The sequence below is a fragment of the Paenibacillus sp. J22P51 genome, assembly GCF_059692215.1.
In genome coordinates, this window is sequence record NZ_JCAUAZ010000006.1 from 1 (window position 1) to 18,989 (window position 18,989).

An 18,989-nucleotide genomic window follows, 5' to 3' on the forward strand; every position below is an offset into this window, starting at 1 on the left:
TTTCATTATATCGTTGTCTTGATTCGCTCATGGACAGACACCTCTTAGATAATAGTTAAGATTATTATTACTTCTACACTAAGAGACGTCCACTTTTAATTCTAAGTGCAAATTGTAATCTAATTATTAATAAAATATAAAAAAATAATAAATACACCATTATTACTGCCAAAAGAGAAACAACTATAAAGAGAATAAGTTGTATGAACCCTCTTACTCTCATCTTGCGCTGTTTCCTAAGGCTAATAAATATTTTCTTCGCAATAAAAAAACTAAGTAATATCAAATAAATTAATAAGGAAATGAGAGCAATTGTGCCTACAATACTAAAGATAATCACATTTTTTCTCTTTCGAAATATTCCTTGTTTTAGTCCATTATCAAAAAACAAATCTGCCCGCTAGCTCAATGACGGCTGCCACGAGGCAGCCGTTTTGTATTGAACTATCGTTACCCGTTAGTAAAACTGAACGCACTTACTGAGCAAAAACAACTACACTAATAAAGAGAATGGCTGCAAAAAAAACCGAAGTCGTGAATATGAGAACGTCACTTTTATCTTTGTTTAGAATTGCTCGAATTGTACTTAGGAAAAACAACATAAAGAAAAAGGATAATAAAGCTAAGGCAATATCCACTTATTTCATCTCTCCGTTCCAAGTATTACTTCTACGAATTTAATAAGGTGCTGCTTCCATTCTACTCTTGAACTATCGTTATCCGTTAGCTTAACGACCTGACTTCCATTTATGCTACGGTTCACCGTAATGTATCTAAACACAAAGTGCAGTTTGGCCATAAAATATACATCAGTATATAAGACAAAACCACTCCTGACTATTATGCTTATAAATCACGAAACAACAATTCAATGTCCTTGTTTATGTCCGTTTTAAGAAGTTCACAACCTTTATCCTCATACCTAGTTACGTTGAAATTTGTATGAGTGATATAAAAGTTCTTTAATTTCAAAAAATGGGATAGAGGAAAATCATGTCTATACCAACATTCCCTAAAACCAACAATACCGTGTGTTTTAATTAGTAAGTCCATGCTTCTCACAACTATCTCAACTAAGTCAATCGTACGGCATGTGCAATCTAATTCCGTCTCTGGTTCTAACTTAAGGTGAATGTCCTTATACGAAACAATCTTAATATGTAAATTAGCATCGTCTACCATCCGTATTATCCGCATTGTACCTGAAGGCTCTGCATACCATTCAAAAATGGTTTGCGACTTCAACTCATCATTAGGTACGCAAGCTGTAATAACATGTGTAAGTGCTGATAAAAAATCATCTAATGCATTTGTCATGTAGCTTGTTGTAAAGTAACAAATATTCTGGTCTATTTCAATATATCCATCAGCCCATCCTAATCCAGACAGTTCATACTCAAATTTCAAGTTCAACCCTCTCCTTAAAACAAAATCCATGTTTATATTTAACAAATGATATTCGTTAAAATGATTACACAATCCTGCCCGTTACTTTAATAAACAAAAGAGGGGCTGCCGCGAAGCAAGCCCCTCAACTATCGTATCCGTTTGTGAAGTAATGATTTTTTCTAGTAATTAGGTGAATAGTATACCTTAATTATTGATCTTTATTTTTGTTATTTCTAAACATAGCGATTGCTAATCCGACTACAATTCCAAATACAATTCCAAGACCTACATTACCGAATACTGCTCCAAATGCGACACCTAAAGCGACACCTAAAGCAATTCCAACGCCTATGAAAGCACCATTTCCGACATCTTTCATTTTCAAATAATCACTCCGCTTCTTAATTTCATTCCAAATGCTTTACTGCTGCTGTGACAGTTTCGCCTCATACAACGACTTTCCAAAAGATGTAGGTATAACTCTATACGTTGCCAACTACTTAATGTTTCGCTACGATATTCTGCCCGTTACTTAAACGAATAGGGAGTTAATGCCGGCCCGCAGCAATCTACTCCCTTAATTTTCAAAAAGCATATCCAGTTATTAACTTTTCAACAAATTGTAAGCTTATATTAGATTCCGCTGTATTAGAACTAGTAGCTTGCGTTGCTCCTCTTCCGGAATGCTCTCACCTAGGCGTGCTGCCATCAATGGAATCTCCCACTTCGTGAGCTCTTCCCTATTGAAACCGGTTTGTTCAAGATATGCGTCTTCGTAACTTTTCAGCAATATGGTTCGAGTATGAGCAAACGTTTGGCTGACGACTTCTGGAAGCTCTATTGGCAAGACCGCATGCTGAAGTATCATGATCGTCCTTGCTGCATCGGCTTGTGCGGGTCCATATACTGCAGTCATCCAGTCGATTACAACAGGTCCCTGCTGACTTAAGAGTACATTGCCAGGGTGATAATCACCGTGGCAAAGATGATTCCCTTCAGGTAGATCGGCCAAACGATTTACGACAGCCTCTCGAAATGGCTCAAATCCGACGTGACGAATGCGATTAATTGTATCAGCCAGTCGACTTTTAATAGATTGCAAACGTTCGTTAGTCTTGACGCTTTGTAACTTGACTTGTATCTGAGCTAGCTGACGACCGCATTCTGCAGCTTGTTCCGGCTTTCCTAGCAAAATCTCCAACATAGAAGGCCCCTTAATTCTCTCATAAGCAAGCCCAGTAAATCCGTCAATTTCCACAGTACCATAAAATGTCGGAGCGCCTACTGCTAACTCTTCAATAATATTGCTGATCCCTTGCTCTAGGCATAGCAATTCGGGGTCATGGAATACTTTAAGGACTTGATCAGAGCCTAATACATAAATATCCGCAGTATTGCCTCTGCCAATCCGTTCTCCCAGTCCCATGAGTCACCAACCATTTCTATATAATGTGATAAACCTCTTTTTTAAATTGTTATCCGTTAGCGTAATAAACTTACCCTTTTGCACTACTTTATTTCATTCCATTTAATTTCGTTAGAACCAGCTTGTTTTTCAGCTAAAATGGGATGGATTTCCTTATCGGTGACAATCTCATCAATGCGTAAATTGTAGGGTTGTAGCATTTTCATTGGGTCTGTTTCGTGAGTATACGAGGCGGCATTCTTGAGATAAAAATCGAAAGCTAGCTTCAATTTTTCAGTTGTTATTTTGTCATGGTCAATGCGAATCCCTATACTGAATAATTTTTCATCAGGATTGCTTGCAAAGCCTGTAAGAGTGACACCTGGTTCGTCCCTTAGTTGATTGAGATTCTTGGCTAAACCATTTCCGATTTCAGAAAACTCTTTTGTGTCGTTGCTATCTTTACAGCCAGTGATGAATGTTAGTAAGCCCATTATAGAAACGATAAATAGGAGATGGCGTAATGTAAATTTCATAATTCATCCTCCCTATCCACTTTTTACCTCATATTTATTCTACGAGAAGTTGTAAACAAAGTTGCGCTAAACTGCCCTTTAGCTTAATAGGCTGCGCTGCAGCCTGGTTTCATGGAGTTCTCGTATCCTTAAGGATAATAAAGCAATCCGTTGGTTGCTCTAATACATCATTTACAAATGCCCTATAACGGACAAGCACTCTCCTGATAACTTCATCATATCTTTAAATAACCCAAAAACGCTCATAATCAGTTTGGAATTCATGAATCCTTCCTTTATAACACTTAGTAATATCCTCAATTAATTGTCCTGTTTCAAGGTATATTTTATTAATACAGACTCTAATATTTCGAGAAGTTCCTTATCCTCAGCGTTTGTAACTTCTATATTGAAGAGTGCATGATCCTGATTTCCTCATTCGACTCGAACATACCAACGCTCCTACAGGTATGAACCAAAATAGTGTAATATAGATATATATTAGCACGGAAGCCAGATACGAAGGTTCCCTCCGGAAAATTCATAATGCAAAAAGTAAAGGGGGATCTGCGCATGGAGATCATGACATTAAAAAATCATTTACAAGTCGTGCTGAAGCCAGATTCGTCTTCGCGCAGTGCGGTCTTTGCCTACGCGATTAAAGCAGGATGCAACATGGAAGTAGGCTTCCCTGCCGGGACTGCTCATTTTCTCGAACATATGCTCTTTAAAGGCAGCGCCACGAAAACGGCAAAAAAGATTAACCAGGACGCCGCGGACCTCGGCACGCTTCCCAATGCCTATACCTCGGAGGATGAAACCAAGTACTACATCCAGGTGCAAAGCAAGTACGGCATGGAGGCGCTGGACCTTCTATCGGACTTTTTTTGGCAGCCGGCGCTCCCGGAAGAAGAAATCGAAAAAGAAAAGCAGGTCATCATCGAAGAAATTCATATGTATGCCGATCAACCGTCTTCGGTTTCCGGCGAGGTGCTCGAAGGTCTGTTGAAGCGAAGCTCGCTTCTGGGTACTAAGAAAAGCGTGCGGAAGATCCAGCGCTCACATCTCCTTCAGTTTTATAATGCGCACTATCACACAGGCGCTGTGATCTTTGTAGCGACGGGCAATTTTGATGAATTTGCGGTGCTCTCCTATTTGGAACGCCTAAAAGTTCATCAGCCGAAGGATCGTGCCGAGCAGGAGAGGCGTGAATATGATCTGCAGCAAAAAGAGGCGGTTGTCAAACGCAGCGTCAAACAGGCGCATATTTCATGGGCAATTCCGGTAGCAGGTTACGGGAGCGGCGATGAGCCGGCGCTTGAAGTTATTGCCACGATTTTAGGAGCGCATGGAAATGCGTCTTCTCGTTTGTATGATGAGATTCGTGAAGAAAAGGGACTCGCGTATGCGGTCGATGTGGATTACGAGTCTTTTCATGACCACGGCTACCTTTTGGGATACATGGGACTGTCGGCAACGTACGTAAACGGGGCAAGAAAAATTCTGTTTAAGCACCTGGCGGATCTGGAGACAAGTCTCGTCAGTGCTGCGGAGCTCCGCCGCGCCATTGCCTGTTTGACCGGACAGCTGGTAATCGGTATGGATGATGTGCTCACTCAAAATGATTCTCTGAGTTATAGCACACTGTATGGACTGGAGTTTGATGTTGATGCTTTCGTAGCCAAAGTAGAGGCGGTGACCGCAGATGAGGTACTGCGGGTGGCGCAGAAATATGCCTTGGCTGGGAACGTCTATGTGGCATCTGTGGTGCCGAAGACATGGAGCGCCATCGAGCAACTTTCTTAAAACCCTGTTAAAATTCGGTGTGATTTTTCAATAACAAAGCTTAAACCCACCATTTGTTGGTGGGTTTAAGACTTGTTATTGAACTATCGCTCCCGTCTTAATCGTTTTTCAATATGGAATAACAACTGAACAACTAATATTGGATTTTTATTAAATACAACTTCTCTTATTGATAATACTGCTGTGTTCTCCGAATCATTGAATTTCCATTTCTTCTTTATCATTTAACTATTAAACTCCCTCTAACAATACCCTTTTTGTTTGAACTAATCTGCCCGTTACTTCAATAAAAAAAGGAGCTGCATCGCGGCATACTCCTTCAACTATCGTTCTCCGTTAGCTCAACGAGATGCTGACGTACAACAGTATTTTTTAGGACAACTACGGTTTCGCAGTGCCTTCCACCCACAATCCGTGTGATTCTTAAAAAGAGCCTCGACTATAATTTAGGTCAATGGAGCAGGATCCTCCCACCAGCCGAAGCCTACTCGCGCCGGAACAGTCCCCCGCTCCTGTGAGCGTAAAAAAGCAATGATAGAGCTTCCTGGAGGCAGGATAATCATGCCTTGTAAATCGTGTGTAACGGTTGACTTAGGCTCCGCTATTTGTACAAATGAAAATAGACCATCCTTAGGAGATTCGCTCAGCCGATCCGCATCCCGCAGCTCCACCTTAGGTATCGGAACGGGACAAATCGCCTGATTGACGGAGGCAAAATTCCGAGAGACTATTCCTTTTCCCAGGGAGTTGTTTTTCAACCAAAATTCAACAGTAAATGGATTGGGTGAATAATTCGTAACCGTAAATACATCACATAATAAATGGATACCAGAATCACTCGGATTAAATAATCCTCCCCAAGCGTGATTACGTTCTCCAAAAGTTAACAACCCCGTCTGTCCGAGAAAATAATTTCCAAGCCGGGTTTGATAAACTGATTCGGTCATATTGATGACCTCTACAGGCTGCTCTGCTCTTTTTCTGTGTTGATAGCTCATTGCTGACCTCCAACCGCATTTTTTTCCTCCCACCATCTGAATACGATTCTAGACTCATATATAAATGGGCCTGGAGATTTCAAGAAAATAGCAAAGGACCCACCGGGTGGCAATATGATTCCGCCTTTGTTAGAATCGCTCAAAAACGTTGAATTCGGGGGAACGATTCGGTTACTCACATTTACTCCCCCTATAGGAATTTCATTAATTCGGCTAGCATATTGCAGCTTTGCTCTAGGCTGGGTGGGTGGATTTAACGTGAGATTTGCGGGATGAACAAGAGAGGACGTATTGCCTTTTCCAGAAAGTTTGGGGTTAACCCATATTTCCACATTAAAGAATTGGCTTGAAAAATTGGTGATGGTAAAAATGTCTAAGAACAGGATGACTCCTGATTCTGCGGGATTGAACAGTCCACCCCAAGCGTTCTGCTGCTGACCCTCCATTATGAGCGCGTCGGTCTGACCGAAAAAATATTTGCCCCGAAATGAATTCAACGTACGACTCGTCACATCCACCACTTCAACAGGTTTGCGCCTTTTTTTGATCAAGCCGAACACAGGATCCCTCCTTCATGCCAGCATTCTCCAATCAGCAGGCTTTACCAACATTTTATTTTCGATATTCCAAAAACATTCACGTCTATTGTTCCGTTTTGTCGTGTATTATCATTATCCTTTAACAATACCGTACAATTGAGCTATCCTGCCCGTTCGTAATATGAGGTAACCAGATCCTTCAGTGTAAATTCGAATGAGAAAATAATAATGGGTGCGAAGAAAGCCATAGCAACCAATCTTCGGATTCCCTGATTACGACATCATCCGGACAAAATGTCGATGATAGAGGATGAATCTTATATGTATTCCTTGAAAGAACAATATGAAAGTGGGAAAGTAAATTGTTGTGAATAATACCTGTGGATTTTTCCACTGGTTTTTTTATGTAAAAATTGGACAATATAACCATGAATGAAAATACTCAAGAAGGGGGTACATTTTATGTTCCAACGTGATTTGGGGATTGATTTAGGGACTGCGAACATTTTGGTGTATCTGAAGGGAGAAGGAATCATTTTAAACGAGCCGTCCGTCATTGCAATCAATGATAATGGAAGCATTGTTGCCGTAGGTGAAGAAGCCAAAGCGATGGTCGGACGAACTCCCGGGAATATATCTGCATCTAGACCTCTGAAAGATGGAGTAATTGCTGATTACGAGACCACGGTTAAGATGATGAAATACTTTATTGATAAATCTAAAAAAAGTCGGTATTTTTCTAGTAAACCCAGAGTCGTTGTCTGTGCACCCACATGCGTTACCTCTGTTCAAATCAGAGCGTACAAGAATGCAGCAAAACAAGCGGGGGCGAAAGAAGTCTATATTATTGAGGAGCCTTTTGCGGCGGCGATTGGAGCTAATCTCCCGGTATCAGAACCTGTGGGTAGTATGATTGTAGATATTGGAGGCGGGACTACAGAAGTTGCGATTATCTCATTGGGTGCTATTGTGATAAGCGAAACCTTGAAAGTCGGCGGGGATGAAATGGACAGAATCATCGAAAGTTACATCAAGAAAAAATACAATTTATTAATCGGCGAGCGGACTGCTGAAAAATTAAAAATCAACTTAGGCTGCGCCTTGGTTCCAGAGGAAGAAACCACATTCAATATTAGGGGAAGAGATATTGTTTCGGGGTTGCCGAAGTCTTTGGGTGTAAAATCTCATGAGATACATGAGGCTTTAGCGGATATCGTTAAACAAATTAGCGACATTGTTAAACGAACGCTCGAGCAATGCCCTCCGGAATTATCGGGAGATATCATTGAACGGGGTGTTGTTTTAACAGGAGGTTGCGCATTGCTTGCGGGATTGGCTGAATACCTACAAGCTGAGATTCGAACTCCTGTATTTGTTGCAGAGGATGCTCTGAATTGTGTTGCTATTGGGACAGGAAGAGCATTAGAGAACATTGCAGTGTTGAGATGACAACAAACAAAATAATATTTTTACAAAGAGCCTGTGAGAATCTTGCCGTCGGGTTCTTTTTTTCGGAAAAAAGGAAGTCCACTCCACTATCGTTCTCCGTTAGCTCAACGGCTTAACCAGACTGTTTACTTATGTTATTTCAAGACCCTTTAGATTAATCTGATCCGTTAAATAAACGAGTACATCATGAATTCCACCATCGCGAGCAGATTGCGCTATTAAAGCAAAAACCTCCTTTTGTTCTAGTGATAACTCACCTAATACCCTGTTTATCTTTTCGTTTTCTACAGTCTGTGGCCAACCGGTTCCATTATCCTACGGGAATACACAGCGGGACGAAGCTCAACTAAATCATCAATAAACGTTTTATAGAGCTCTATTTCCTTATTATCCAATGTTTTTTCATTCCTCTATTCTAAGCTTATTATTTGTAGTTGATTGATCATACTTTCTTCGTTAGTGTAATAACGAATCATTCTAATGGTCTAGTTGCTATTAACAAATCCCCTTCACTTTCCAAATATCTCAGGGTAAGATCAATATCGTTAGTTTCGTAGCTTCTAACAATAATCATGTGTGGAATAAATAACCCCGGTGGGTTCATACCAGGTCGTGAAAGGTTGTTTTTTAAGCGTTCGGGGGTGTATAAAATACTCCAACGCTTACTATCATCATCAAATGTTAAAGTAATCTCAACCCAATTCCATTCATCTTTTGGAGCATCAATTTCATCGTCAAATTTCCAATTGATTAACTTCATAGGTATCTTCCCCCAAAGTCTATTGTTCGCATATATAATCGTTATTCGTTGAAACAGTCTAAAACCCTTTTCGTATTAAGTAAATCTGCCCGTACGTTGAGAAAATGCAGCCGATCATCAGGCCGGCTGCATTTATGCTTTATTGATTGAACTATCGTTCCCCGTTAGATTCCTGTAGATGGATAAATTTCAGCTTTGTAAAAAAACGAGCGCCTCAGTACGATGGAAGTACGCTACGGGTCAAAAGCCCTTTAATTCCATCATCCAGGAGGACGCTCTACTATGAAGTTTAAATCCTCAATAAAAAAATCCTCAATATAAGCGGATTGTAATGGGAGAATATTCTCGTCACCCGACATCGGATGACAAGAACTTTATCTCTAAATGACCAATTTGCAACTTCCAACTACTGCCGCGCCAAGCTAATTTCACAAAAAAACTTTTACGCGGCGATGTTTGCTTTTGTTTTTACCCTAACTTATTTTAACAAGTCGAAACGAGGCATTAACAATTATTGCTCCATCAATAGTTGTTGGAAGTATATCAGCTGATGCGCCAACATTGCGAAGTCTAAGCGTTGCCCCCGCTGGGATAGTGAGAATTGAAGAACCGACTAAGGTATGAGCTTCATTTGGTCCAGACGCCTGGTCCCCAAATACCGTAGAGGCTTGCACAATGCCATTGACCACAACCGCATACGCTGCTGGATTGTTACCCGACTGCAACCCATTTGTAACCTCATAAATATTCAGGTAGTCACCTGCAGTAGTTACGGTAATTACAGCTGTGCCTGCTACATGTGCGACTCCTCCAGCTAAAGGTCCATTTGTACTGAAAATAACGTCTGACCCTGCAGTAACAGTTTGAGCGCCAGTATTAAATACATATCCATATGCTGGCGTTGGAGAGGGTCCTGTTGCACCTGTTGCACCCGTTGCACCCGTTGCGCCTGTTGCACCCGTTGCACCCGTTGCGCCTGTTGCACCTGTTGCTCCTGTTGCACCCGTTGCGCCTGTTGCACCTGTTGCTCCTGTTGCACCCGTTGCACCTGTTGCACCCGTTGCGCCTGTTGCACCTGTTGCACCCGTTGCACCTGTAGCTCCTGTTTCACCCGTCGCACCTGTTGCACCTGTTGCACCCGTTGCACCAGTAGCTCCTGTTTCACCCGTCGCACCTGTTGCACCTGTTGCACCCGTTTCGCCTGTTGCACCCGTCGCACCTGTTGCACCCGTTGTACCTGTTGCACCCGTCGCACCTGTAGCTCCTGTAGCACCTGTAGCACCTGTAGCTCCTGTTTCACCCGTCGCACCTGTTGCACCTGTTGCACCCGTCGCACCTGTTGCACCTGTAGCTCCTGTTTCACCCGTCGCACCTGTTGCACCTGTAGCTCCTGTAGCTCCTCTTTCACCCGTAGCGCCTGTTGCTCCTGTTGGTCCAGTTGCCCCGATTGCACCTGCAGCTCCCGTAACTCCCGTAACTCCTGTGGATCCGGTAGGTCCCGCTGGTCCTGTTGCTCCCGTTACACCTGATGCTCCTGTCGGGCCTGTCGGGCCGCGTCTACCATGGTGACAATGATGGTCGTCATCATCATGAAATTCGATTTCAATTTTATTTCCGTTGTACAGTTTTATTTTCACATCCTTAACTTTTTTCCAATCGATTCTTTCCAAAAATGCCTGGAGTTCATCTTCTCTTTCATCCTCGTCTTCGTCTTTATCGAAAGATAACTCGGATTTATCCCCATTAAAATATTTAATTTCAATTTCTTTGATTTCTTGGATATCTAAAGATTCAATAGCATTCTCTACTCTTTTAAATTTTCCCATAAAATTGGTTCCTCCTTTATACGTGTTCTAATTTCCAAATAGATATTAAGCTGTTTCTCCTCTCATACAGTTGTTTTTATTCATTTTCTACTATTTTTTATATACTATTGTATGACTACTATTAGATGTTGATTGGACGAACCAACATAACCGCCCTCCTGTAAATAAAAAAAGCAAGCCCGAAGGCCTGCATATTCTCACTGTTTATATAATTATCAATACTTTTGAGGGTGGTTGCTCTTTCCGTAAAAATAATTATGAAACTATCCTGCCCGTTCGTAACAATAAAGCATTTGAACTGATTCTGTCGGGAATGAGATCACGTTCTTGTCATTGGGTTTTGACAAGAACTTGATCCCATAAAATAAAAAAGCCGCGATTTACGCGGCAATTAATGAGATAATGTTCTTGTCACCCGACAATTATCGGCCATTGTCCCATCAAAATCGAATACGTTATTAACTTTATTTTTAACTACGAGCACAGGCGCCACTATACTATACCTATACCTTCATAGTCAAAACCAATTTCACGCAACTCGATTGCCGGTAAAAAATTGCGTGTGTCCAAAATATAAGAAGTTTTCATCGAATTGTATATTCGCTTCCAATCTAATCGTTGATAATCATTCCAAGGCGTCAATAGAACGAGCGCGTCTGCACGATCAGCAGCATCTTCGGCATTGTTACAATAGTGAATGGGCAGATCTTCATGCATACTTTGAAACATTCTCATCCCCTTCGGATCATGGACTCTTATCCTTGTCCCAAACTGAAGAAGTTTGTTAATGATAATAATTGCTTGCGTTTGACGCACGTCATCCGTATCCGGCTTAAATGTTAATCCTATAATTCCGATTGTCCTGCCGTTTAAGATTTTTAGTTTCCGTTGAATCTTTTGCACGCAAAATTGGTACATTTGATGGTTGGATTCGACTGCTGCTTTAACGACGGCGAGCTCCCTCCCGTATTTTTGGCTGGTCGCTAATAATTCCCCCGTATCTTTGGGAAAACAGCTACCGCTCCAACCACTTGAAACCTGCAGAAACTTCTCGCCGATTCGCGAGTCGAGCCCCATCCCTCTTGCAATATCTGAAACGTTTGAGCCGAGTGCTTCTGATAATCTTGCGATTTCATTAATATAGCTTATTTTAACGGCTAAAAACGCATTTGAAGCATATTTGATTAATTCCGCACTTTTCCCATCGGTTTCAAAATAGACGGGTTTCTGTCGATTCTTGTCTATTTCAAATGGTAAGGAGCTCATAACGTCCTCATCATTATAAAGCCGCTCAACGAAAGGTCTATACAGCTCCCTCATGATCGTTCTTGCTCTTGAATTTATTGTACCAATCACAATGCGATCAGGAAAAAAAATGTCTTCTAGTGCAAAGCCTTCCCTCAAAAATTCAGGGTTACTAATGACAGCATATTGCTCCTCTGCTTTCAATCCTGACGCCTCTTCAATGATCATGGTAACGAGATCGGCAGTACCGACCGGAACCGTAGACTTGTTAACGATGACTGTGAATCGTTGTGTGTTCAAATTCTCTCCTATTGAACGGGCAGCAGCCTCCACAAAGCGCAAGTCTGCGGTACCATCGCTAAGTGAAGGCGTACCAACACATATAAATACAACGTCCGCATCATTCACGTCATGATACGAACCGGATGCCTTCAATGACTTACCGACCTTTTGCTGTATAAGCGAATCAAGACCGGGTTCAAAAATGGGACTTCGACCTGCGTTTATACAATCTACCTTGTTCAAGTCAATATCGATAACGGTCGTATCATGTCCTACGATCGCAAATGCGGCAGCCGTTACACTTCCGACATAGCCTGAACCTACGCATACCACATTCATGCTCCCCTCTCCCCTCCTTCTGACTCGTTCCACTGCGAATGGTATATCCCAATGGTCCTTAAAAGCCCTTCCTCTAATGTGATTCGAGGCTCCCAATTGAGGAGACTTTTAGCTTTACTAATAGCCGGACAACGTAGCTTAGGGTCATCCTTCGGGAGGTTATGAAACGTGATGCGGCTATTGGAATTTGCCAGCTTCTTTACAAGCTCCGCAACTTGTAACACAGTGTAATCTTGGGGATTACCAAGGTTAATGATTTCTCCTGTAGCCGAATCCTTTTCCATCATCATCATAAGTCCTTGTATCGTATCATCTACAAAGCAAAAAGACCTCGTTTGACTTCCATCCCCGTAGACGGTAATATCTTGCCCCCTTATGGCCTGGTTCACAAAATTCGAAATCACTCGTCCGTCGTCGTTACGTAGATTCGCCGAATAAGTATTAAAAATACGTGCAACTTTTACACGTACTTTAAATTGATGATAATACTCATAGCAGTATACTTCACCGAGTCTTTTGGCTTCATCATAACAGGCTCTGGGTCCCCATGTATTGACGTTACCCCGATATATTTCTTGCTGTGGGTGCATTTCTGGATCTCCATATGCTTCGCTTGTACTGGTATAAACCATTCTTGCTCCATTGGATCTAGTCAGTTCTAACATATTTTTAGTTCCAATAGTGTTGACTGCGATTGTTTCGAGAGCAGCAGATTGATAAAATTTAGGGGATGCTGGTGAGGCTAGATGATAGATTTCTTCAACCCCTACCAACTGTTTCATATTTAAAATAGCTTCTGAAACGATATCCATCTGGATAAACATAAAATTTGCACATTTTTGTAACCCTGAAAGATTGCTGATTTTACCGGTAAGCAAATTATCGATTCCGATAACCTGGTTTCCGTCGGCTAGCAGCTTTTTTGTCAGACACGAACCAAGAAATCCAGCCGCACCCGTCACAATGACTTTTTTCAAAGGATCTACTCCCTTCGATCATTTTTTTCGGTGCTTTCAACAAATTTATGCAAGAATAGTTTGAACTTCTCTTTTACCTTGTCGTTTTTATAAGCTAACTCAACGTTTGCCTGAAGAAAACCTAGCGTATCGCCAATATCATATATCTTTCCTTCGTACTCATAAGCCCATAACAATTGTTCCTGTGCTAGATGCTGCATGGCATCTGTTAATTGAATCTCTCCACCTACTCCGATCTTCATTTCCTCTAAAAAATCAAATATCTGCGGTTCTAAAATATACCTTCCTATAATGGCTATATTAGAAGGAGGATTCTCTATGGGTTTTTCAATCAAATCAGTAACAAGAGTTAGCCGGTCGCTTACTTGGTTACCTTGGATAATTCCGTACTTGCTTGTTTCTAACCAATCTACCCTTTCGACACCGATTATCGATGATTGCTTCTCTTTATAAACATCGATTAACTGGTGTAAGCATGGCACTTGACTTTCAATAACCATATCCCCTAATAGGACCGCAAAGGGCTCATTACCAATAAACTTACGAGTTACCCAAATAGCATGACCGAGTCCGAGTGCCCGCTCCTGTCTGACATAATGAATATCAGCTAACGAGCCGATTTCCTTAACAAGACTCACCAGATCCATTTTATTCTGCTCTTTCAGCGTTAATTCAAGCTCATTATTGTTATCAAAATGATGCTGGATCGAACGTTTGCTGTCTCCTATCACGATGTAAATGTCGTGAATTCCTGATTGTACGGCTTCTTCCACGATATATTGAATCGTAGGCTTATTGACGATAGGCAGCATCTCTTTTGGTATGGCCTTAGTCGCTGGAAGAAATCGGGTACCCAGTCCGGCAGCAGGAATAATGGCTTTACGAATGATCTTGATTGAAACTCCCCCTTTCTCGATGCTCAGCTATTATAATCGTATGTAGGTGAATGAGGCCGTGATATCAGCTAATGTACGCATGAAAATAGTTTAAATAGAATTGATGCAAATGCCGTGTCACGTCACAATGGATAAGCATATAAGTGAAATAGCCTCGGGGAAGAAGGGACGATGAACCGCGATGAGTATTGAAGTTAGCATTATTATGATTACGCATAATAAGTATCCGCAAAATTTATATTCGTTATATGCTTTGGAAAAGCAAACGTTTGACCCTAAGAAAATGGAAGTAATCCTCGTGGATGATTCTTCAACAGATAAAACGCTAAGGCTGAGAAACTATCATCCCCCCTATGATTTTCGAATTATTCGCAATGAACAGAATGTAGGGCGATCAAAAGCCAAGAATATCGGAGTTGAAGCTGCTATCGGGGAAGTCCTCATCATATTAGATGCGGAGATGATTCTGGACCCTAGGTACGTAGAACAACATTATAATCTCCATAAAGCCGACCATAATTTAGTAGTAACCGGTTGCTCCAGACATTACAACACCTTCACAGTTTTAGATAAAAGATTTAACATGAAACAATTAAAGCTGTTCAAGCAAATGAATCGTAAAAAAAACTTCCGAAAACTGAGATTGAGGAACCTGAGAATGCTCAAGAAATACTCGAAACAAAGACTATTTAACAAAAAGAGCATTCTTCAGCAAAAATATAAGAAATATGCGTACCCAGCTCCCTTCTTTAAAGCGATCATAGACCGCTTTGGCGTGCAATATGAAGGATTTCATTTGCCATATATTTTTGTAATTACCCATAATATTTCCGTCAGGCGAAGCACATTCTACAAAGTTGGACCGTTTGACGAAGGTTTTCAAGGTTGGGGATGCGAGGACTGGGAATTTGGCTATCGCTTATATAGGCATGGTGTAAAAATCATTGACAACCCAAATGTTAAGGTTTACCACCAAGAACATCCCCGTAATATCGGGAACCAAAATAAAGACTGTTTGATCAATTATAAATATTTCTTTACTCGGCATCCTGAATTTGATGTAGGTGTACAATCGTTATGCTGGATCGGTAAAAACATGTTTGAAGTCAATGAACTGGTAGTTGAATATAAAGCAATGATTCTTCAATATCCGCTACAATACCTCAATCTTGTTCAAGCATTTCATATTTTGTTTGAGAATATTCTAACCTTGCTGATTCACGACATACCCGTAAAAAATCTCATGAATGTTTCGGATACTATGCTTGATGAACACTGGAAAAATGCTTTTCTTACGGAATTGAATCTGCTGAGATCTTCGAAGGAATATACCAAGCTGCTCACACTCTTGGAGTGGTTGATAAGTAAATAAGAGGGGGAGTCAAGATGTACATCTCTGTTGTTATGGCCGTATATAACGGTGAGAAGTATATTGAGGAAGCCATCCATAGTATATTGAATCAAACGTATTCACAATTTGAACTTATTATCGTTAACGATGGTTCTTTTGATCGAACGCGAGAGATACTAGACGCAATTCTAGATCATCGAGTTAAAATTATTCATGCTGAAACTAATCAAGGAGCAGCGGCTTCACTTAATTTGGGTATTGAGCATGCTTCAGGCGATTGGATCGCGATTCATGACGCGGATGATATCAGTGAACCAACTCGGTTAGAGGAACAGGCAAGTTATTTGCAGTCACACCCTGGCAGTATAGGTGTAGGTTCTTTGATATTAGGTCGAATAGGAAATGAGGTAGTAATCAATCCTGAAGTTGAGTATTATAATCTCATGCTGAAAAAGGAACAAATTTATAATTATCGGTTATTTATGTGCTATTTGTGCCATGGCTCTGTCATTTTCTCGAAGAAAGCTTTCTACGATGTTGGGCGATATAATCCAAAATATAAAATTTCTTATGATTATGATCTTTGGTTACGATTGTTCGATATTTCACCCATTGAGAAAATACCAAAGGTCTTATATCACTACCGGCTACGTAAAGACTCCTTAGGAAAACAAAATACCAACAACACGATCACGGAGTTAATGACGATTTCATCCCGTAGTATTTACAACAAGATACTCCGCGAAAAGAAAAAACAGCCTGTCCTAACAATTGTTGGCTCAAGAAGAGGATGTTCATTCTTTAAAAACCATGTGGGTAAGGAGTTTAAAAATCTAAATTATGTCCGAGTAATTACGAAAAAAGACTTCAGAAAAATAAGTTTACTGAATAAAAAAGGCAAGCATCATGCGGCGGTGATATTAAACAACCGATTATCAAAAGCAGTATATAAGTATCTCCTGCGCAGAGGTTTAGGCAGGAAAAAGAAACTATTTAAAATTTGGAATTTTAGATTTTGAAATATTGCGCTCCCGAACCACCAAGCAAAGTGGTCCGGGATTTTTTTGAGTCAAGTATTCCAACGGTCTTTATTTTCAAGATAGATCTGTTCCATAATTTGAGGTGCGGGGATTTGAATATTCCAATTCGGATAATGATTCCGAAATTTTGTCATATCGGTAATATACCAAATGTGATCACCCATCCTAGGGTGGTCACTATAGCAAAAGTTTAATTTTTTTCCAGTAATTTGTTGGACTAACTCGATCGTTTCAAGAATGGAAATGTTTGAATCACGCCCACCACCAAGATTGTAAACTTCCCCTCCTCGCCTCGGATTTTGAAAGAACGTATGAAAGGCAGCGACAACATCGCTCGAATGAATTATATCTCGGACTTGCTTTCCCTTGTATCCGAATATGGTATAAGAACTGTTCGTCATGGCACACTTTAACAGATAATTGATGAAACCATGCAGTTGCACCCCGGATTGCTTGGAACCACTTAATACCCCTCCGCGGAAACAGACAGTTTTTAACTGAAAATAACGGCCGTATTCCTGTACGATGATATCCGCTGCAAGTTTTGAAGCACCGAACAAAGAATGTAAACACTGGTCTACACTGAACGTTTCAGGTATTCCATTATAGAAGGGATGCTTGGAATCAAGCTCCCATCGACTTTCTTGCTCCAAATACGGTAGATCATTTGGACGGTCGCCATAAACTTTATTCGTCGAAGTGAAAACAAATACGGATTCCGGACAATACAAACGCATCATCTCAAGCAGATTAAGCGTCCCATTAGCATTAATATGAAAGTCTGTTAACGGCTCTCTGGCAGCCCAATCATGGGACGGTTGAGCAGCAGTATGAATGATGAGTTCAATATCTTGCTTATAACTCGAAAAGATTTTGCTAAGTGCATGGCTATCCCGAATGTCAATGTCATAATGAACATAGTTGGTTCCTAAGTTATTCTCAAGTCGCTTACGGTTCCATTTCGTTGTTCCCTCAGTGCCAAAAAAGTCTTGACGCATATCGTTGTCAATGCCAATGACACGGTAGCCCAAGCTCGCATAAAATTCGGACGCTTCTGATCCAATCAGCCCTGCAGAACCTGTTATCAAAACAACTGACATGACAATACCTCCATTAATTGTTTTGGATCAATTGAAAAATCGTCGAATCCCGTCCAATAATGATGTGGATTTTCTCTATTTCCGACGATCATACGGTATTTTAAATCCATTAATCTACTGATTTGCCAATAGTGCGGCTCCATAAAACTTGGTGTGAATAATTCAATCACTCTTGTTTTTGGCTGACAAAAAACGAGATTGGCGAGCCCAGCTCCGTGTGGAGCAACGATGACTTTTGCGGAATAAAACAATCTGATTTGTTTATCTAAAGGCAATGTTTCCAATTCGACGCATTTAAAACCATAATTTTCTAATAGACCGACTATTTCCACTTCATTAACAACTCTTCTATAGGATTTCCGTCTGATGTAAATCCGCTCATATCCGTCTTCAATTTGAAAGGCCATATGGGGTAAAAGTAAATTTCTCACATACTTGCAGGACCACGCATTAGGTAAATTAACATAAGATGGAATGATTAGCTTTCGTGCAGACAGATGAAAGCGGTCATGCGGTTGAATCAATTTTTCTGCTGTTATCCCACATGCAGCAAGTGTTTTAAGCTGAAATGGCAACGAATGGTGGTTAACGATGTATTTGTCTATTTTGATACGACTCTTTTGTAGTAGATGAATGCGAGCTATTGCTTCTAATAACCAATGTTAGTAATTATTGGCAGATGAATGATTGAGCAGAGCCACTGTTTTATCAGTTGTGATAAGTGGTGGCAGCTTATTTTCCTGAAAAACGGAATGTTCTGGTGGTAGTTTCCCCCATTCAACCGAAACGTCCCATAATAGTTTATTATCTGGTGAAATTACAGCCCGTTCCCCCAACACGCGTCCTTTTGGTATGATTGCAACAAATTGCCCTGTTGCTGAATCTAGGTTTATCGACGAGCAATTGCAATTCTTCATCTCTCTCAACCTTGGGGATAGGAATTCCCGGATAAATCTTGTATAACAATTTTTCATTCTGCGTCTGTTTGATCCAATCTAGTGTTGATTCATAAAAATCTGAGGGAGGCATCAATTCGTTTGAATCTCTTTCCTACATATTATGAACATGGCGT

17 protein-coding genes and 1 pseudogene are annotated in these 18,989 nt (G+C 40.8%); 4 read left to right on the top strand and 14 right to left on the bottom strand.

Annotation, left to right across the window (positions count from 1 at the left end; genetic code table 11):
* Window positions 1-846: 846 nt before the first annotated feature.
* The 4 genes from AC58QC_RS14675 to AC58QC_RS14690 all read right to left on the bottom strand — a co-directional run bounded on the left by AC58QC_RS14675 (window position 847) and on the right by AC58QC_RS14690 (window position 3,330).
* Window positions 847-1,407: a hypothetical protein gene (locus AC58QC_RS14675; protein ID WP_497415874.1), complete on the bottom strand. Its 561-nt coding sequence runs from the start codon at window positions 1,405-1,407 to the stop codon at window positions 847-849.
* Between the two features lie 190 nt (window positions 1,408-1,597).
* On the bottom strand, window positions 1,598-1,768 hold the full coding sequence (locus AC58QC_RS14680; protein WP_497264344.1) for a glycine zipper domain-containing protein: 171 nt from the start codon (window positions 1,766-1,768) through the stop codon (window positions 1,598-1,600).
* 249 nt (window positions 1,769-2,017) lie between these two features.
* The gene (locus AC58QC_RS14685; RefSeq protein WP_497415875.1) at window positions 2,018-2,815 is read right to left on the bottom strand and encodes an aminoglycoside phosphotransferase family protein; all 798 of its coding nucleotides are present in this window, start codon (window positions 2,813-2,815) and stop codon (window positions 2,018-2,020) included.
* Between the two features lie 83 nt (window positions 2,816-2,898).
* The gene (locus tag AC58QC_RS14690; protein WP_497415876.1) at window positions 2,899-3,330 is read right to left on the bottom strand and encodes a hypothetical protein; all 432 of its coding nucleotides are present in this window, start codon (window positions 3,328-3,330) and stop codon (window positions 2,899-2,901) included.
* A 552-nt stretch (window positions 3,331-3,882) separates the two neighbouring features.
* Here AC58QC_RS14690 and AC58QC_RS14695 point away from each other — a divergent pair.
* A complete protein-coding gene (locus tag AC58QC_RS14695; RefSeq protein WP_497415877.1) occupies window positions 3,883-5,115 on the top strand; it encodes a M16 family metallopeptidase in 1,233 nt (410 codons plus the stop codon).
* Between the two features lie 446 nt (window positions 5,116-5,561).
* Here the strand turns inward: AC58QC_RS14695 and AC58QC_RS14700 are convergent, their stop codons facing one another.
* Together AC58QC_RS14700 and AC58QC_RS14705 are read right to left on the bottom strand one after the other, a co-directional pair.
* The gene (locus AC58QC_RS14700) at window positions 5,562-6,113 is read right to left on the bottom strand and encodes a DUF6143 family protein (RefSeq protein ID WP_497415878.1); all 552 of its coding nucleotides are present in this window, start codon (window positions 6,111-6,113) and stop codon (window positions 5,562-5,564) included.
* Complete coding sequence (locus AC58QC_RS14705; RefSeq protein ID WP_497415879.1) at window positions 6,110-6,673, bottom strand: DUF6143 family protein; 564 nt, start codon at window positions 6,671-6,673, stop codon at window positions 6,110-6,112. The genes AC58QC_RS14700 and AC58QC_RS14705 overlap by 4 nt, the downstream gene beginning before the upstream one ends.
* A 441-nt stretch (window positions 6,674-7,114) precedes the next feature.
* On the opposite strand from AC58QC_RS14705, the gene AC58QC_RS14710 reads away from it, so the two are divergent.
* Window positions 7,115-8,101: a rod shape-determining protein gene (locus tag AC58QC_RS14710; RefSeq protein WP_497415880.1), complete on the top strand. Its 987-nt coding sequence runs from the start codon at window positions 7,115-7,117 to the stop codon at window positions 8,099-8,101.
* A gap of 129 nt (window positions 8,102-8,230) precedes the next feature.
* On the opposite strand, the gene AC58QC_RS14715 is transcribed toward AC58QC_RS14710, so the two are convergent.
* The 6 genes from AC58QC_RS14715 to galU all read right to left on the bottom strand — a co-directional run bounded on the left by AC58QC_RS14715 (window position 8,231) and on the right by galU (window position 14,426).
* Window positions 8,231-8,374: a DUF6547 family protein gene (locus AC58QC_RS14715; RefSeq protein WP_497416153.1), complete on the bottom strand. Its 144-nt coding sequence runs from the start codon at window positions 8,372-8,374 to the stop codon at window positions 8,231-8,233.
* Between the two features lie 199 nt (window positions 8,375-8,573).
* On the bottom strand, window positions 8,574-8,861 hold the full coding sequence (locus tag AC58QC_RS14720) for a hypothetical protein (RefSeq protein WP_497415881.1): 288 nt from the start codon (window positions 8,859-8,861) through the stop codon (window positions 8,574-8,576).
* 473 nt (window positions 8,862-9,334) lie between these two features.
* A complete protein-coding gene (locus tag AC58QC_RS14725) occupies window positions 9,335-10,687 on the bottom strand; it encodes a collagen-like triple helix repeat-containing protein (RefSeq protein WP_497415882.1) in 1,353 nt (450 codons plus the stop codon).
* Window positions 10,688-11,179: 492 nt separating this feature from the next.
* Entirely contained in the window at window positions 11,180-12,553 is a 1,374-nt protein-coding gene (locus AC58QC_RS14730; RefSeq protein ID WP_497415883.1) for a UDP-glucose dehydrogenase family protein, read from the bottom strand.
* On the bottom strand, window positions 12,550-13,530 hold the full coding sequence (locus tag AC58QC_RS14735) for a GDP-mannose 4,6-dehydratase (RefSeq protein ID WP_497415884.1): 981 nt from the start codon (window positions 13,528-13,530) through the stop codon (window positions 12,550-12,552). The genes AC58QC_RS14730 and AC58QC_RS14735 overlap by 4 nt, the downstream gene beginning before the upstream one ends.
* Window positions 13,531-13,535: 5 nt before the next feature.
* Entirely contained in the window at window positions 13,536-14,426 is an 891-nt protein-coding gene (gene galU / locus AC58QC_RS14740; RefSeq protein WP_497416154.1) for a UTP--glucose-1-phosphate uridylyltransferase GalU, read from the bottom strand.
* 181 nt (window positions 14,427-14,607) lie between these two features.
* Here galU and AC58QC_RS14745 point away from each other — a divergent pair, with 181 nt between their 5' ends.
* Window positions 14,608-15,798: a glycosyltransferase family 2 protein gene (locus AC58QC_RS14745; protein ID WP_497415885.1), complete on the top strand. Its 1,191-nt coding sequence runs from the start codon at window positions 14,608-14,610 to the stop codon at window positions 15,796-15,798.
* Between the two features lie 14 nt (window positions 15,799-15,812).
* Window positions 15,813-16,796, top strand: a complete 984-nt coding sequence (locus AC58QC_RS14750) for a glycosyltransferase family 2 protein (protein ID WP_497415886.1) — start codon at window positions 15,813-15,815, stop codon at window positions 16,794-16,796.
* 50 nt (window positions 16,797-16,846) lie between these two features.
* Here AC58QC_RS14750 and AC58QC_RS14755 read toward each other — a convergent pair whose 3' ends face one another.
* Both AC58QC_RS14755 and AC58QC_RS14760 read right to left on the bottom strand, forming a co-directional pair.
* Window positions 16,847-17,917 (bottom strand): NAD-dependent epimerase/dehydratase family protein, encoded by a 1,071-nt coding sequence (locus AC58QC_RS14755; protein WP_497415887.1) that lies wholly within the window; start codon window positions 17,915-17,917, stop codon window positions 16,847-16,849.
* Window positions 17,902-18,567 (bottom strand): annotated as a pseudogene (locus AC58QC_RS14760) (glycosyltransferase family 61 protein); the annotation flags it as partial. The gene AC58QC_RS14755 and the pseudogene AC58QC_RS14760, both read right to left, overlap by 16 nt.
* Window positions 18,568-18,989 lie beyond the last annotated feature (422 nt).

Bases quoted from the DNA above. Each gene is read 5' to 3' on its own strand.
- AC58QC_RS14680 (WP_497264344.1), bottom strand. From the start codon at position 1,768: ATGAAAGATGTCGGAAATGGTGCTTTCATAGGCGTTGGAATTGCTTTA.
- AC58QC_RS14685 (WP_497415875.1), bottom strand. From the start codon at position 2,815: ATGGGACTGGGAGAACGGATTGGCAGAGGCAATACTGCGGATATTTAT.
- AC58QC_RS14690 (WP_497415876.1), bottom strand. From the start codon at position 3,330: ATGAAATTTACATTACGCCATCTCCTATTTATCGTTTCTATAATGGGC.
- AC58QC_RS14695 (WP_497415877.1), top strand. From the start codon at position 3,883: ATGGAGATCATGACATTAAAAAATCATTTACAAGTCGTGCTGAAGCCA.
- AC58QC_RS14700 (WP_497415878.1), bottom strand. From the start codon at position 6,113: ATGAGCTATCAACACAGAAAAAGAGCAGAGCAGCCTGTAGAGGTCATC.
- AC58QC_RS14710 (WP_497415880.1), top strand. From the start codon at position 7,115: ATGTTCCAACGTGATTTGGGGATTGATTTAGGGACTGCGAACATTTTG.
- AC58QC_RS14720 (WP_497415881.1), bottom strand. From the start codon at position 8,861: ATGAAGTTAATCAATTGGAAATTTGACGATGAAATTGATGCTCCAAAA.
- AC58QC_RS14725 (WP_497415882.1), bottom strand. From the start codon at position 10,687: ATGGGAAAATTTAAAAGAGTAGAGAATGCTATTGAATCTTTAGATATC.
- AC58QC_RS14730 (WP_497415883.1), bottom strand. From the start codon at position 12,553: ATGAATGTGGTATGCGTAGGTTCAGGCTATGTCGGAAGTGTAACGGCT.
- AC58QC_RS14745 (WP_497415885.1), top strand. From the start codon at position 14,608: ATGAGTATTGAAGTTAGCATTATTATGATTACGCATAATAAGTATCCG.
- AC58QC_RS14750 (WP_497415886.1), top strand. From the start codon at position 15,813: ATGTACATCTCTGTTGTTATGGCCGTATATAACGGTGAGAAGTATATT.
- AC58QC_RS14755 (WP_497415887.1), bottom strand. From the start codon at position 17,917: ATGTCAGTTGTTTTGATAACAGGTTCTGCAGGGCTGATTGGATCAGAA.